7 protein-coding genes are annotated in these 15,881 nt (G+C 53.8%); 1 reads left to right on the forward strand and 6 read right to left on the reverse strand.

Translation table 11 applies throughout. The annotated features are described in order from the left end of the window. Window positions 1-322 precede the first annotated feature (322 nt). Genes brxL through ACYOEI_RS40500 form a run of 6 tightly spaced genes read right to left on the reverse strand, consistent with a single transcriptional unit; the run spans window position 323 to window position 13,910 of the window. Complete coding sequence (brxL, locus tag ACYOEI_RS40475) at window positions 323-2,380, reverse strand: BREX system Lon protease-like protein BrxL (RefSeq protein WP_462856352.1); 2,058 nt, start codon at window positions 2,378-2,380, stop codon at window positions 323-325. 5 nt (window positions 2,381-2,385) lie between these two features. Then, window positions 2,386-4,761 (reverse strand): BREX-1 system phosphatase PglZ type B, encoded by a 2,376-nt coding sequence (gene pglZ, locus ACYOEI_RS40480; RefSeq protein ID WP_462856353.1) that lies wholly within the window; start codon window positions 4,759-4,761, stop codon window positions 2,386-2,388. Then, window positions 4,761-6,461 carry an AIPR family protein gene (locus ACYOEI_RS40485; RefSeq protein WP_462856354.1) on the reverse strand — a complete coding sequence of 567 codons (1,701 nt, stop codon included), beginning with the start codon at window positions 6,459-6,461 and terminating at the stop codon, window positions 4,761-4,763. Before ACYOEI_RS40485 ends, pglZ begins: the two co-directional genes overlap by 1 nt. 20 nt (window positions 6,462-6,481) lie before the next feature. Continuing rightward, complete coding sequence (locus tag ACYOEI_RS40490) at window positions 6,482-9,874, reverse strand: Eco57I restriction-modification methylase domain-containing protein (RefSeq protein WP_462856356.1); 3,393 nt, start codon at window positions 9,872-9,874, stop codon at window positions 6,482-6,484. Window positions 9,875-9,885: 11 nt separating this feature from the next. Continuing rightward, the gene (gene brxC / locus ACYOEI_RS40495; protein WP_462856357.1) at window positions 9,886-13,350 is read right to left on the reverse strand and encodes a BREX system P-loop protein BrxC; all 3,465 of its coding nucleotides are present in this window, start codon (window positions 13,348-13,350) and stop codon (window positions 9,886-9,888) included. Further along, on the reverse strand, window positions 13,350-13,910 hold the full coding sequence (locus ACYOEI_RS40500; protein ID WP_462856358.1) for a DUF1788 domain-containing protein: 561 nt from the start codon (window positions 13,908-13,910) through the stop codon (window positions 13,350-13,352). Before ACYOEI_RS40500 ends, brxC begins: the two co-directional genes overlap by 1 nt. Before the next feature lie 1,444 nt (window positions 13,911-15,354). Between ACYOEI_RS40500 and ACYOEI_RS40505 the strand changes: the two genes are divergently transcribed. Next, window positions 15,355-15,666, forward strand: a complete 312-nt coding sequence (locus tag ACYOEI_RS40505; protein WP_462856359.1) for a type II toxin-antitoxin system TacA family antitoxin — start codon at window positions 15,355-15,357, stop codon at window positions 15,664-15,666. Window positions 15,667-15,881 lie beyond the last annotated feature (215 nt).

The following is a 15,881-nucleotide window of genomic DNA, read 5'->3' on the forward strand; positions in this document are numbered from 1 at the left end:
CGAGCGAGGCAATGATCAAAATCAGTTCAATTCATCGAATGCTCAGACTATTAAAAAAGGATGAGAAGAGGAAGCGTGCGGCCTTTAAATTCCGGGAAATTGAGGAAAAAGTTACCGGATAGCCTCTCAGAGAAGCGTTTCAATGGCGGCGGCTACCACGCCTAAGCAGGGGAATCAAGAACGCTCCTTGGACCATTTCTCAAGGTTTTTCCAGAAAGTCCGAAATTCATTCGTTCATTGAAGCCATCGCGGGTGCATATCAATCTAGGTCTAGGGCAATCCAGCATCTCCTGAAGATGGAAGTCTCGAACCGAGTTGACGTTCACTCTGAGAGCGATTTGAAGAAGGCATCTGAGGTGTCACTGTAAAAATCGATGCTGATTTTGGTCCAGAGGTCATCGGGTAAGTCGTTCAATTGCCGGCGTGAAGAAACCGGCATGAGCAACGTTGTCGCCTTTTTCTCGATCGCTACTTCGGCGATTGAAACGGCGTTGGGGACCGTCTCGGTGGAACCACCGAGATTGAGTGAACCGACAATTATGAGCCCCCCCTTTGTGCTTCGTTCCAACAAAGAGCCCGCTAAGGCAACCAGAACTGGTAGGCCAACTCCGACACCACTCCGATCATTATCCATGGCCCTCATCTGAACGTTGAATTCATGGGAGCGAGGATCGCGATCTCCAACCAGCTTTTTCGCCATGTTGTATAGATTTTGCTCCCCAACTTTGACGCTCTCTCGAAACCCGGAGGGGGCCGGAGTATTAAGGATTTTTACACCACCACCGCCTGGACCGACCGTGACTTCGATCCGATACAACCCAGCTCCTGACTCCTGCGAGCCTGGGCTGATTGCCCAGACTTGACCGGGTGGCAGGGGATCATCTTCGATTGCATCATCGCTGTGCAACTCAGGCGTTGAAACGAACTGTTCGACTCCGTCTCGGCCAAGTGTATAGCTGAAGTGAGTGTTCCTAAATTCGCTCTTCAAGCACCGCTTTTGCTGCTCTTTCACACGCCTACGTGACTCTAATGCCAGCCGAACAATCTCCTCCAGATCGTCATCCGGAACTTCCATCGCAGAATCTGGAAACAGAAGCTTCAGAAGTCCGCTCGCCGTTTTATTCACGGCCTCGATATCGCGTCCACTCAGCGCTCCGCCAAGGTGTACACGTCCCTGCAATTTTGAAACGCGGCTGCTCGGTCGAAGTTTGTTCCAGCATTCGCTAAGAAAGTCGCTGACGAGACCGAAATGATCAGTCAAGTGTTCGTTAGGATTGAGCTTGGGAAAATCCCACCCCGGCGCGAACGCGTGCAAACGATCGTGGAAGGCAGTATCGTCTCGCATCTCTGGCGGCAACGGACTGAGCAAATGCCCGATCCTTTGCTGTTGCTCGATATCGACATCGAAGTTGCCGACCATGACAATGCCGCCTTCTGCCCGAATACTCTCCTTTCCTCGGCTGAACTCTCCAGACGCCATATAACCCTTCATGATATTAACGCCATCATTTTGGTCGAAGGAAACGCCGGAAACCTCATCGAAACAAACAACATCGTATTGGCAGACCAAACCGCGTTGACCGTTTGCGTTGTTAACGAACATTTTTGCGACAGTGGCCTTACCTCCAGAAATTAAGTGGGAGTAGGGAGAGATCTGTTGGAACAAATGGCTCTTCCCAGTCCCGCGAGGGCCTAACTCAACCATGTTATAGTTGCGTTCTACAAACGGAACCATTCGGAGTAGGCAGACCCATTGTGCACGGTCAGATAACGCTGTCGGCTCCAACCCAATCGAACGAATCAGAAAGTGTCGCCACTGTTCGGTCGTAAATGCTTGACGCCCCCGAGCCAGAGTGTCCAATACGTCCGATTTTGACATTTGAATAGGCCGCAATGCATCGATCGAAAACGGCCGGCCGTTCTTCTCCTGTGCTACAAGGGCATCATATCCCAGTGTGATTTCAGCATAAAATCCGTCCGTTAACATTCTCTCATGTTCACGAACAAGCCAGTCGTCGATCCGAACGTCCCGTAAGGCCAAACTCGGGACTTCCGCGATGTAGCAGTCGTTCTTTGCATCGAGTTTAGCCCGCACAACGTCGATCAGTTTCACTGCCCCTTTGTCACGTGCCTTGGCTTTGAAGAGTTCTTCGTCACCTGTACGAACGGTACGGTCCTTCAATTGCCGTTCGACGACCTGAAGTCCTTCTGCGATCTCGTTCTCGTCGACAGTGGCACAATAGCGCCCTAGCAAAAACTCGACAACATAGGTGGGCACGGGATACTGCCTGGAGTATTTCCGAACCAAGTCTTTACGGACCAAATAGCCGTCGAACGCCGAAGCGCCGAGACGATCGAGTGTATCGAGTTCCAGTGCCATCACTCTCAATCCTCCCCGCCGACAACAGTCGATTGTTTTCCGACGACTCGGCCGCGCGAGTCGAGAACGACGATCACTGCGGCCGTGCCGATCAGGTCTTCGTTCTCGATAAGCAGCGATGATTTGCCATCGCTTTCCAACCCGCGAGGTCCTGCGACGATCGTGCTATTTGGTAAGCCTGCGGAGGTTCGTATATCGACCTGCAAGGAAGGATCGATTGGATCAACCTGAAGTCGGACACGTAGGGCACGCCATTTCACATCAGCGATCGTAGCTTTTATCGTTGAACCATCCTCGGAAGGTTCGATCACCAAATCGGGAATCAAACACTCTTGCAGACTGAGACCACCGTGTGAATAGGCGTACCCCTGAGAAAACACAGAGATTCCCGGTCCTGAAGCAAATTCAACGTGAGAGTTCCAAGTCCACGAAGCTGTCGGTACATTTACTTGCGAGTTGCCCTTGATGCGTGCGCATCGTGACCACTTGCTCTCGGTCAAGTAATGCGGAAGTTCCTGCTTTGGAAGATTGCCGGGCATCAGGAGCCAGCCATGATCGGTCACGACTCGTATTGATTTCCAGCCAGCCTCGAGAAGTGAAACTACTCGATCAGCCAATCGACGTAACTCGTCCTCTAACTGTCCCGCCAGGTCAATCTGCATGTCGTGACCGCGCTTGTCGATATTCCCGAACTCTGTCCAACCACGAGACGTGGCTTTTATGGGGCCGCTCGTGACATCCCCCGAGATCAGTTCGTAACCCGCCTGCTTAAGAAGTTTTTGGAATCGAGCGTGAGTAAGTTCTTCGTCGGTTTCCTTGATTGTCGGGGCGTAGTCGATGGGAATGCTTTTACCTATCATCAAGTGAGCAATAGGCGAGATCACTGGTTTTGCGGTGGCTGTGACAGACGGAAGAGCCGACCAACGCTGATTGCACGAGGTCTTGAAGCCGAGTTCATCGAAAACGGCGGCTAGTCGGCGGCCTAGGTCGTAACGCAGTCCGTCTGCGAAAAGGATGCAAGTGCCGCCTTTCGCTTCGACAGTCGCTTGAGTCAAAGCATTCGGAATCGGACTCTTCGAGATCTGTTTCTGCAGGCGCTCCGCCGCCAGCTCTAACCATAGCTTGTAAAGGGCCCGAACTGCGATTCGAACTGCTTGCCTGTCAGCAACGTTACCCTGAAAGGCAAGTGCTCGTACGGCCGCGTCATCGGCCAGGTAGCCGCCCTCTACGTAGAGCCGAGCCATTTCCTGGGGGGTATCACCACCCAGATTCGATTCTGTTCGTTCTGCCAGTTTTACGAGGCTCTCCAAAACCGTCGCCAAGGGCGCGCGTTCCAGTTGTGCCCAAACCCAGTTGCGTCGGCCTCCGTGTTCTGACTCTAGTTTTCGGATTGTCGCACGAGCATCGACAGGCGATTTGTTTTCTAGACCTTCTAGCGATTTGCGTAACGCAGCTTCGGCATTGTCGTTTTCATCCGGCCAGGCCTCTTTATCAAACAATAACTTGCCACTGCTCGGCTTCGAGCGAATCAGTAAATCAGGGATGTTCGGGTACAAAGCTGGTGACTCGCAAAATCGCAGCCAGAGAGTTGCCCAGGCGTTATTATCACGCATCCCGAAGGACTCACCGGCGACGGTTTCCCCATCCATCTCCGGGTCAAAACCGTAATCGTTACGGCAACGGTTCCTGAAGGCGTGCCACTTTCCTGCTTGCTGAAAACGTTTTTGAACGTCGATCGGTGCATTCATCCAAGAGAGGAGGTCGCGGGGTTGGTCGCCTATCATCAGGCGATCAAAATCATCAGCCTCCAGTTTTTTTCCTCGAAGTTGACTGAGCGGCGCATCCGCTAAGGCGGTTAACGAAGCATCGATCGACCTACGAGTTGCTAAATCACGTGCAACATCCAAGCCCAACGCATGCTCCGAAACAAGAAATGCCTCGATGGTCCAGTCTCGTCCGTTGTGCTGAGTCCACACGACGCCCCGATATTGCAATTCAACGAGCGGGCGGAGTTCGGATGGACACTCATCACCGGCTCTCAGATCCTGCCGGCTGACTTCTGGAAGGTAGATTATAGGCACTGCATCGGGCGTCAACGCCGGGGAATCGATCGTTCGAGCAACGATGCACTTGAGCCAGATGGCCGGTCCTGTCGTCTTTGAGGGATCGTACGGACCAAATGTAAACAGTTGAGGCAGTCGTGCGCGCAGCGTCGCAATCAACGGTCGCCATTCGCCTCGGGGGTCTGCCCATAAAACGGCTGCGGGTCGCTCATCTGTGCCAGGTTGGTGCCGCGACGCCAGTTCGAATGATCGAATCATCGCCTCCAGCATCGTGGTCGGCTGTGCGCTGGCCAGCTTGCCCCTGGACTTAGCGGCCATTAGGGCAACCTCCCCGGCTGAAGGAGGTCGCCACGTCGGAACGTCGCGGCCAATTGCTGGAGCGACTGTGGCTGGTTCCCATACTGATTATTGATCGCCGTCTGAAGGTCGCCTAGCGCCTTCGCGTGGTACTGTTCGTCTTTAAGTTCCCACTGCTTGATCGCGTCGGTGAACTTCGCGTGGTTGAGTTGATCAAGTGTGATCCCAAGGTCGGTTAAGAGATAACGCCCCATCAGCATGGCGACAAAGTGCGAGGCATATGTGATCCAGTCGGGAGAAACCGCAGAATTCTGCTGGCGTTTCGTTTCAGCAAAGCGAAACATCAACGTGGCAAGTATTAGCTGCGCGCCATTCAGTTGTGCAGTAAAGATTGAGTCATAGATTAGATTGCTGAAGAGTTCGCGGCTGTGGGTCTTCGCCTGATGGGGCATTGACCGCCATACCGCGAGCACGGACTCGGCTGCGCGGCTACTAAGAATGTGCTGGCGGCTCAAGCCAGCATTGCTCCGGTTCCTGACATAAATCCACTTTCGGCCAGCCGCATCGGTGAGCCCGGCAATATCGGTCTCCAGGTTCTTTTGACGAGCGTCATTGGACCTCAAATCGCGAAGATCAACCGGGCTCTGGCTATTGGTGGCATAGGTTATGCTACGAACCAAATCATCCGAGTCCTCGGGTAGTTCGTAGAGTCGAACCAGAACGAACGCCTTCTCGATATCCGGCGTCGCGCCGACCAATGCTGACAGCGTGGACTGAATCGTTTTACATGTCTGCCCGCCATTTATGATCTGAAGTCCATGGGCTTTCACCTGGTGGTCTGACGCTTGTAGAGCGTTATAAAAGAATTTCTTGCAGAGCAACGTGATCCCGTTGTTGTAGAAGTAAAAGTTGGGACGCTCGGGCTGATTGTTCAAAGTGGCGGCGATCCCAGTGTTGACCCGGTTCCCTTGCAAACCCAGAAATCGACGAATGTTCCGATCGAGAAGCAGGTCGCCATGACGACTAAAGAGCGCTTCGATCTCTTTGACTGGAATCTTGCCAACCAGGACGCGGCGGTAATCGAAGTCCTCGACCATCGCTTTGCCACTTAGGCGTAGGGTGTCATCTACCTGTTTGGTAGCCTGCATCAGACGCACGATGTCATCGTGGTTGACATACTTCCACGCCACCTGCTCGGCCGGAAAGCCAGCCTGGTCGATCACCTGCTGTGCAGCGGCGTTCCACGGACTTCCGTTGCTGCACATGACGGCACAGACTCGAGGGATGTTTCCGTCGCGAACCTGTGAGCGAATGTCTTCGACGCGAGCCTTCAAAACGGGATTTGTAGTGACCGTCGCATTAGGGTCGAAAAGATAACGAACGGCCTGAACAGCCTTCTCGATTCCCGTCTGTGGAAAGGTGTTCGCTCCGGTGGCGTTATTGGTGTACTTTCCCTGAAACAGCGTAACCTGAAACTCTCCATCCTCGATGTCTCCGACATGAATGGCGTCAACTCCAAAGTCGTTTCCGCCTTCGGTCAGGCAATCTAAAGCCTCGTCGTCGGTCAGGTCGAGCAATGCCCGCACGACCATGAAGACGAACGACAACGATCGTTGCTTGATCGGATCGTTCTTTATACCAAGCCGAAGCTCGAACTCGGGCGAGAGGTCTGTCGCCAGCCTAGTGGCCTGAGCGTCGATGACGCCGATGTTGATGCTCATGGTTCTTTGCCCTTTGCCGATCAGCGGCCGTTTTGCTTGAATTCGTTCGAGTAATGGCAATCGTTCCAGCGATCACCCGTGAATATGTCGCCGCCAGCGAAATCGATGGACTCGTCCCAACCCCAGAACCATGGATACTCTTCGCGCGGACGCTTAGATTCTTTGCCGCGATCCTTGTTCCAACTGACCTTCGGAGCCCAACGAAGGATGCCAGCGCCTTTCCGTCCGCCGGCAATTTCGCCAGTCATGAAGGGCCGAATGTTGATTCGTACGCCGTCGTTGATATCAGGATTCCAGCCAATTGGCTGCTCAGAAAGAGGTTTCCATCGAACAAAAATGTCGAACGGCGGTTCTCCCGCCAGGATCAAGACGAGCCTTTCCTGCAAAGTCCTCGCGGCTGCAAGTCGGCCATCGGCTCCCGATTCACCCCGTTTTACGTCGCTTTCCTGACGATTGATCCAATCGCCAAGGTAGCTGTACGTTAAGCTTTCAAGTAGCTTGTGCCCACCCGGACTGGCAAGCTTGTGATAGTTGACCAAAGCGTGAAAACCATCGGCCTTACGACCATCCCAGATATGCCACATGAAGGGTGAATTATGAAATACCTCGCAATGTTCTCTGAAACAGTTGTTGCGCAACCAGTCTTCTAAAATGCACGCTGGTTTGAGACCGCAAGAATCGAGCAGACGTTCTAATCGCAAGTCTGCTGGTTCCTCGCCACGAACAGAGGGGATACAAACAATCCCGTCCCCATCCGCAAGAGGAAGTAGGGCTTCACAACTTTGGACAAGTTCGCGAGAACGACTGCTGAGCCGCATCTCGGGATCGAGTTCAGTAGGCCATCTGTACCCGAGAAGGCGCAATAGTGCGACCTGACCGGGGATCAACGTGTGGTTTGGTCGTCCGTGAAACAACCACTGTGTAGGATCGTCGCTCTCTGGCTCCGGAAACCCGTCGGGGTATTTTCTCTGCGCGATCCCCATCCAACGATCAGATTCGAATGGCACTTGTACAAGGCTGGTGTTGGTTGGTTTCAGAGATTGATCGATTTTTCGTACCATCTGTCGATAGCCAGGCGAAGCACAAAACTCATAGATAGCGGGCAAGTCTTTAGGGTTTTTCGGAATCAGGGGCGAGGCGTTGCTGTCAAATGGTGTGCCGAGGTACAAGGCGACGGGCAAATCGCTCATTTGGTTGACCATGACCCCGAGTTTCCCCCACGCTTTTAATCCCTGACGCCTAGCAAGCCCGTTTCCGTCGTCAGACCAATCGATCAAACCCTCGCAGCCTCCGAAGTATGTGGTTCCACGAACGGTACTCTGAAATAATCGCCAGCGTTCCTCCACTCTTTCTACTTCCCAGAAGAAACGGCGAAATCGATCGTCATCCCCTGTTTTAATGCCTTGATATGATGTGGCAATCGTGGAAAGGAGGCTGCTCCAGCTTCCTTCTGAGAGAACGATCTTTCCATCAGGATTCTCGAATTGCTGCTCCTGCGAGATACGGATTATTTTACCTACTGCCTTCAAACCAAGCTCCTTTTCGAAGACCTGTTTGGCGTGCGTTACATCGATTCCTGAGATCTGCGAGTCTCTGCTCGGGAGTGAAGCGACAATAACAGATAAAGCCACGTTAACAACTTCACCGCTAATAGATTCAAATGCCCCGGCTCCTAATTGAGCAACGATTCGCAGTTCTCTCGCAGTCAGCAGTTGCTCCCTTAGCTTCTCGTAGGACTTGAGGAAAAGCCAGTTCTGAGGTGTGACAACCGCAACAACTCCTGAGGGATTGCAGAATTCTAAACATCTGATGAGAAAGGCTGTCGCCAAGTCAGTTTTGCCTAACCCGTAATGTGTCTCGATATGGTCCCGAAGTACGTCATCCTGTTTCCCTCTTGCTAGATAAGGCACATTCGTTAAGACAAGGTCGTATCGATCCGCAAGAAGCTCTGCGGCGCGAGTCATACCTTGCGCAGCCACCCCGAGTTCGTGTTGATCGGGCGCGGTAGTCGGATCCCTGGAAATCACCCCGTCGAGCGACAGGGACAGTCGCTCCCTATCGGCGATCTTCAGAGTCTGGCTGCCAAGAAATCGATTGGGATTAATGAGGCTACCCAAGGTCGACGCGCTGCTAAACATGTCATATAGCTGACCAAAGTAGAATTTCAGGCTTGAGGTTCCGTCTGATTCAAGTGCCTGCATCCAAACATCACGGGACACTCCGACAGACAGCCCTGTGCAGGCTATGTTTCTGATCGTAGGCAACGGGCGCGGTCCGGTCAGTTTCCAGGCTGACACGGCCACATTAAATGCAGCGATCTGTGTGCAACGTGCATCAAGTTCCAGCCCGAATAAGTTGTCACGGATTACGGCATCGACGGCTTCGGAGACACCCAAGGACTCCTCTCGCATCCTCAATCGGACGAGGAGCTCAAAAGCCGCAATAAGGAAATGACCAGATCCACAGCAAGGATCGAGCAGCCTCAGCTCGGCTGCCCGCTTTGGCCAACCGTCAAAAGCTCCTCCCATTGGTCGCCAGGAGGCTGTACTTTCACCCGTACCGCTCGTTTCCTCCGAAGAAGGTGAACGAACGAACCTGAGGTAATCGAAATCGTAGCCGCCAGCCTCGGTGAGGCGTATGGAGTCCCTCAGTGACGCTTCGCTCGACGCGGAAGTACCAAGTTCGGGTCGCTCTGCAAGAAGCTTGCCAGCATACCAGGCTCCAATCGTATTATGGAGCAAAAATAGAACCATATAATGTTCAGTGAAAAGCTGCGTCACCGCAGACAGGGTTTCACCCGTGATCTTTTCACCTCCAACATTAATCCGTTGTCTCTCAGCGCTTTGCCAGAACTGATAAACCCATCCGAGACTGTCATCCGCGAGAAAAATCTCCGAGGGGATCTCGTCGAGGAGTGCGTCCAACTGAAGCCGGGTCTCGCGAGGCAGTGTCACCTGCAAGAGGGGATCGTCAGTCCGAAAAATCGCGGGTAAGGACTTTTGCGCAAACCGGCCGACGAGTTCCCAGCGGTCAATCCCCTCGTCTCGTGCAAGCTCTTCAACGTCTTCGAGTGTAACGCTCACCTGAGAATCGGGTTCGACGAGCAGATTGTTTTCCGCGAGGAACCTTCCAAAGATCATGCGGTGCCAGTGCTCATACGCGCATTCTTGAACGAGACGATCGATTGCCTGTGAACCCGACTGCGAGTTGCGGCGGTCGCCGATCTGTTTCGCATGTGCCCGTAAGTGATTGCGTAATGCGATCTGCTTCTCTGAAGTAATGTGAGGTCCGCGTATCCCTTCGTGGACCGTCAGGGCTTCGAGAGCAGACCGCGATCCTGCGACGGCGATTTCACGTGCGCGGATAATCGCCCGTTCGAGATCACGGCGGAGGTTGCTCGGAAGCGATGCCATTTCAGCGCCTTTTATTGGATCACGATTGGTCCGTCGGAGAGCTTCGCCACCAATGCGGTCTCTTGGTGGCTAAGCCACTGCCGAACCTCCGTCTCGGTCTTTAGCGTGCCGCTAGTCAACCGCACGGTTTGAATCTTCGGCTCAAGCATCTTCGATGCAGCCGCGAGGGCTTGTGCAAAACGGCTGGACAATGCATCGGTCTTATCCCGCCAGGAACCAAGCGGAATACGATCGAGCGTCGTCAGCAACTCATCATCGGCGCCAACGGAAACCGCTGGAATTTCGTCGAGACCGAACTGCTGAGTAAGCGATTGGCGTTGGACACTGTTCAGCCCCTTCCAGGCGTCGGCAGCTTCAAGTCTCGATTTCTCTTCCGTGTGCCGCTCCAGAAATCCTTCGTGGGCGGTCTTCACTGAGGTTCGTAATGCTGCAGCGAGTTTCTTGATCAGCGGAGTAACGTGATCGGTGCGATCCAAAAGCAAGCGATGATTCTGGATTCCATTGGCTGCCGATTCCGATTCCTCGTAGGCGTCCACACCGTGAGCGTGCTTGAGAAATCGCTGCAATCGCTGCCAAAGAGCGACTCGTTTCTCCGAAAGCTCGGCCATCTCTCGCCACGACTTAGCTTGTTCCTTGAGAGAGTCGTGTTCAACAAGGACCGCTTGCAGTCGCTCGTTCCCCGCCATAGCTCGAAGGTCAAGGATGTGGCTTGTTTTGGGGCACTCAGGGAGAGGAGCAACTCCGCCGGCCTTGCCTGCGAGCTTTACCATCAACTCGAGAAGTTCGGTGGATTTTGCCGACAGGTCATCGCTCGCCTTCGCCGTGAGGCCTGCCTCTTGGAACAATCCACGAAGCTTGATTTTGTCCTTCGCGGTGAGGGTCACCGTCTCGACCCGGAACTTTGTCTTCGTGATCTTGCCCTGGTCAAGCTGGCTTGCCGATTGTGCCCCAGCGCTGGCGTGTGTCGCCGTGGTATGTCCTGTCGCTAGTAGGGCGATAAGTGCCCCGTCGATCGTATCAACGGGCCACCCATACGGACTTTCTTCAAACACCTTTCGGATGGCCTTGCCTTCCATCTCCGAGCCGATGGTTCGCAAGATCTCTTTGCAGACCGGATGCTGTTCGGTCGGGCCCGTCCAATCAATCACTTCTAAGGGCGCGTCGTACCCACCACGGCCGCGAGAGATAACCACCGGCCAGTTCTTGTGATCGGCGTCTTTGAAGTATGGAAAGAGGCGATCCAAGGCTGCGTCTGCGGCTGAACGAACCTTGTCAGCCAGGGCCAATTCAAACTGTTCAGTCCCGCCACCTTTATAGACCTTTGCCCCTTCAACGATCTTCTGGATCAACTCATCTCGCGTCCGTTCGGCGTCGGCTAGCCGACTCTGCATCGCGTTGCGTGCCTCTTCGCCTTCCGGCGTACTCGGCACTCCCTTGAAATCGATTGTGCCGCGCGCGCCTTCGGCACGAATAATCTGCTTCTTCAATTCATCTGCGCAAGCCTTCTCAACGTAGACAAAGACGATCGGGCTATCTGTGCCTGCAGAGCGGGCGGAGTCGATCACCGACTTCTGGTTAGAATTCCACCCGTCCCGAAACCAAACAGGAATCTCATGGCCGGTTGCAGCAGGAGCATCTGCACCAAAGTGAATCGCCAACTTGCGAGGAACCTTGCTATCACCATGGGAGAGTTTAATCCCCTTCACAGCAGCCTGAGCTGCGTCGCGTATCAGTGCTTCACGCCGATTGTGAATCTCGGTCTCATTCTGATTCGTGAATCGGGTAATTCGATTTCGAAACTCCTTGTCCCATTCCGCATATTCTTTTGTTTGAAGGTTGTATTCATCGTGGTCCTTAAGAAGGACGCCGGTCTCCTCCAAGTGCTTCAGAATCTTTGGGATTTCCTTGCGAAGGAAAGTCCCGTCGTGGTGTAGATCGCTGACCATGAGGTCGGCAAGCATCTCAGGAGTGGACCGAATGCCCTTATCTGCTCCGGCTTCTCTTGGTAGCTTGCGAATCAGGAAGATCAGGCCGCAGAGCCTTCGCGCGAGTTTGCCGTCAGCAGTCCCGTCGTCGAGACGACGGATAGTCTCATCGAGTTCCTTGAGTAACATGCCTTGTTGCAAAAGCCCCGGCTTCAATTGCTCGAAAATATAGTCAGCCGGAACAACGGTGCGGAGCGGGAGATCCGCCAGCTCACGCAAAGCGTCATGAATGATCCTCAACTGCGTCCGTAACATGCCGCTAGTGCCTGCCGGATCGACGGCACGGAAACACTCTTCCCAAAAGCGGCGACGCACCGGCAGGATCGGGTAATCCTCGACTAGGTGCTCGGAATCTTCTGATCGGGACGATAATTGCGTCCCTTTGAGTTGCCTCTTGATCTCTCCGTCGTGAATCGCCAATTCCTGTCGGATACTCGCCACGTGCTCCGGCTTCTTGGCGAGAAGCACTCGACGCGTAACGGTTTCCACATCCGCGTCTGACAGTTCCACGGGAATCGTGAATCGATCTCGCAACTTGCCAAACTGAGCGGTCTGTGCCCCCAAAGCACTCTGGCCCGCTCCGACAAGCAGCAACCGACAATCGAGTTGTTTAGTGAGAGCCTCGGCCACTTCTACGACCTTGGTCGCTCGTTCCGAATCGTCACTGATGTAAAGCTGGACTTCGTCGAGGACGAGCATTGTGCAGGGTAGTTCGTGGCCATTCGCTAGAACTTCCCGAACCAATCGAATGAAGTCGCTTGTGTCTATATCTAGTGGCTGTTTGAATTCTTGCTTCAACGTCTCTCGGACCGACTTTCGGTCGCCGTAACCTGAGTCAACACCGATCAGTGCGTCGTGCAAGACTGGACTGACGTAAAGATTATTGAGTTCTCGCCAATAATCTTTCCCCGCAGCCTCGACGCTTCCTCTTACCTGGTCCCAAAAGCCATTGTTTTTTAGATATAAACAAAAGCGGGCTTGCGCATACGTCGTTGGCAACCCCACAGACCGCAATACGATGCCCAATACTGTCAATCGTACACTGTCACTGCCTCCGGCGGGCAGGGTGCCCGATGCAGCATGCAAACCTCCAAAGCGACGCCCCTGAGTGTCAAGTTCACGGAGCGCTTCAGACACGTCAGGAGGTAGATCGGGGACAAGCGTGCGAGCCGTATCACCATGATCTGGAAAGGGCGTGTTTGCCCACAGGTGACAGAGCATTTTCAATAGATGTGACTTTCCACTGCCGTAGAATCCGCTAACCCACGCGGCTGGTTGGCTTGTTCCACCAATATGTGCAAGAAACGACTCCAAAACCCGGCGCATGCCGTCTGCATACTGGCCTTCGCAAACAAAGTTAGAAAGCTCTTCGCGAAGCGTCAGGAGTTCCTTCTCGGTCATGCCGTCAGCGATCCGAGCCTGACCGTTATTCATCAGGCGAGTCGTTGCTGGATGACGCGTGAACAGATCACGGTTCAGCAGGGATTTCATCAATGTCCCTTTCCATCATGCGATGTGATAGGTACAGCGAGGTAGTTCCAGCCATCCCGCGCGTCTAAAAGTCGGTAATTGTTCTGATCGTGGTCGCCGGGAAAAAACAGCACCAATCGACCCCGGATGTCACCTTCCACGTGCTTCAACACTTCAGATATTCGAGTTAAGCCATAAAGCGACGCGGCACCAAATACTCCGATCACCGTATCGTCGTCAACGTCTGTAGCGACCAGAGCGTCGCGTAATTGACCAGCGGCGAACTCGACGAACTCGGCCTGCAGCTTGAGGTTCAGATCCTCAGGCGACTCAAAGTAAGCTTCCCTGTACTCGTCGCGTGCCATCCACCTTGGAAACACATCTGTCAGATCCACTTCGCGCCATTTGTGGCCGGCATCGCGAGTGCGCACTTCAAACTCGCGGCGCTTTGCACGCAACTTTCGTTCATCATTCTTGTCGTAGACAACGAAAATTGCCTTCTGGGCACCCGCCAAATTACGGGGCCAAGGAGCGGACACGTGCCGTTCGTATTTGTCAGCGAGGTCTTCAATTCTTCCCATGGCTGTCCCGTATCTCTTCACGAGTAAGGAGGCTTGAGAATCCGACTTCCACCACGTCTCCCGCCTGTTTCAGATCCAAGACCCCCAATCGCTTGGCATCCTTCGCTAGGTGGACTAAGTGCTCTGGAGCGGAGTCCAACGATTCAGCCCACGAACTTCGAAACAACTGGCTGCCACGAACACCCTCTAGGTAGCCAAGGAGCAAGGCATAGGCTGTTGACAATGGCGTAGCTACGATCCGACAACGAGTCTTCCTCACCCTTCCTTCTAGGTGGCCCGATTGCGTCCAGGAAGACGAACAATTGCGGACCACTTTGTCGATGGAAGCGGTGTTAAGTCGGTCACCCGTGCCTTCCAAGACTGCCTTGGTAATCGTCTGTCGCGAGAGTTCCTCACCTGGCTTCATAGAAAGCACGACACTCGCTGTAAGCCGGAGCAGAGGATCACGTGCTAGTGCGCACAACATTGCCAGAAGAGGCCGACATTCACTCTCGGCTTTCCAGAATCGGCGCAGTACGCGAAAGAGGACAAGACGCTGGTCCAATCCGTAAAGCTCACTCAAACGTTGAGCCGTGTGCCGCCGCGTGATGAGTGTCTTTTTGCCGGTAACATTGTCGTTGATAATCGCATCCAGGTACTCAACACGTTCGGCCCCAGCTGGCACAGCTGCGAAGACCTGCGACACCTCGTCTAGCATTATTGTTCGTGTAGTGTGCGTTCCCTTCGATCCGTATCGGAAGCCGAACCGCTCCGAGGCGGACATCGCGGACGGGTCATTGGGTAGTTCGCTAAACTTCATGGAAATAGTATACCGCTTCGCCGGCAAGTTTGCCGGCGAGAAACAAAAAACATCGAAAAATGGGACCGTCCCAAAGTAGGGCGAAGGGCATAGTGTACGAACTTGACACTTTGCTGGACAAAGCATGAAGCGGTCCAGGATAGCTATCCCCAGAGTAACTCGACGTTTGCGCCGACGTGAGTCAATCGATCACTACTGAACACTGTCAAGTCGCCGCGGGCTCAGTTTGGGACGATCCCCGAAAAATTTATTGGGAATCAATGTAAATTGCTGAAAACACTATACTTACGGCGTTTTGATCCTTCCATCTGGAGATTCGTTCTACCGATTGCCAGCTCCAATTGCGCTTTTTTTTGAAATCTGCAGTCTACGTGATCCCAATCTTAAGACCAGAGCGAGACGTGTCTCGTAGCTATTCCGTGTTCGAGCCGCCGATTTTGTCGACCGATGTCCCTGGCGGTACAAGTCCCCTCCTCGTCTCGGAAGGATCCTCGTGGGAAATTGCCACTTGACCACTTTCCCAAAACCCTCCATATTGAGTAGCAAGGAAACCTAACGAGATCAGGACAGTCATGGAAATGGAAACAAGGTCAACCGAATCCGAAGGGCCGAATCTGCCTTCCGAAGGCGTTCGCGAACGCCACGGTGATTATCGACCAGGTCAGCGACACGGAAGTAGGAATCCGTAAAGCCTTGGTCATTCCCGATGATGAGGTCCGTTTCTACGAGGAGACAGCCAGCCCTCTAACTGACCGCGATCGCGACAGATTCCTGGACCTGCTAGACAACCCGCCGGTAGCCGCGGCTGCCCTGAAGCGTGCGATCGAGAAGCACGCCAAGCCCCAGAGAAGCCTAGAGAAGCCAGAGAAGCCAGAGAAGCCAGAGAAGCCAGAGAAGCCAGAGAAGCCAGAGAAGCCAGAGAAGCCAGAGAAGCCAGAGAAGCCAGAGAAGCCATAGAAGCCAGAGAAGCCAGAGAAGCCAGAGAAGCCAGAGAAGCCAGAGAAGCCAGAGAAACCAGAGAAGCCAGAGAAGCCAGAGAAGCCAGAGGCCGGGTAGACCTGGGTAGTCGCCCACCCAGGCCCCCCACAGATCCAGACGTGCGCGTCAAACGCATCTGGCTCTTCATCTCATGACTTCGCTACGCCACTCCGCAGACCGTGGACCACACGGGC

This window comes from Singulisphaera rosea, assembly GCF_054877945.1.

Bases quoted from the DNA above. Each gene is read 5' to 3' on its own strand.
- brxL (WP_462856352.1), bottom strand. From the start codon at position 2,380: ATGGCACTGGAACTCGATACACTCGATCGTCTCGGCGCTTCGGCGTTC.
- pglZ (WP_462856353.1), bottom strand. From the start codon at position 4,761: ATGGCCGCTAAGTCCAGGGGCAAGCTGGCCAGCGCACAGCCGACCACG.
- ACYOEI_RS40485 (WP_462856354.1), bottom strand. From the start codon at position 6,461: ATGAGCATCAACATCGGCGTCATCGACGCTCAGGCCACTAGGCTGGCG.
- ACYOEI_RS40490 (WP_462856356.1), bottom strand. From the start codon at position 9,874: ATGGCATCGCTTCCGAGCAACCTCCGCCGTGATCTCGAACGGGCGATT.
- brxC (WP_462856357.1), bottom strand. From the start codon at position 13,350: ATGAAATCCCTGCTGAACCGTGATCTGTTCACGCGTCATCCAGCAACG.
- ACYOEI_RS40500 (WP_462856358.1), bottom strand. From the start codon at position 13,910: ATGGGAAGAATTGAAGACCTCGCTGACAAATACGAACGGCACGTGTCC.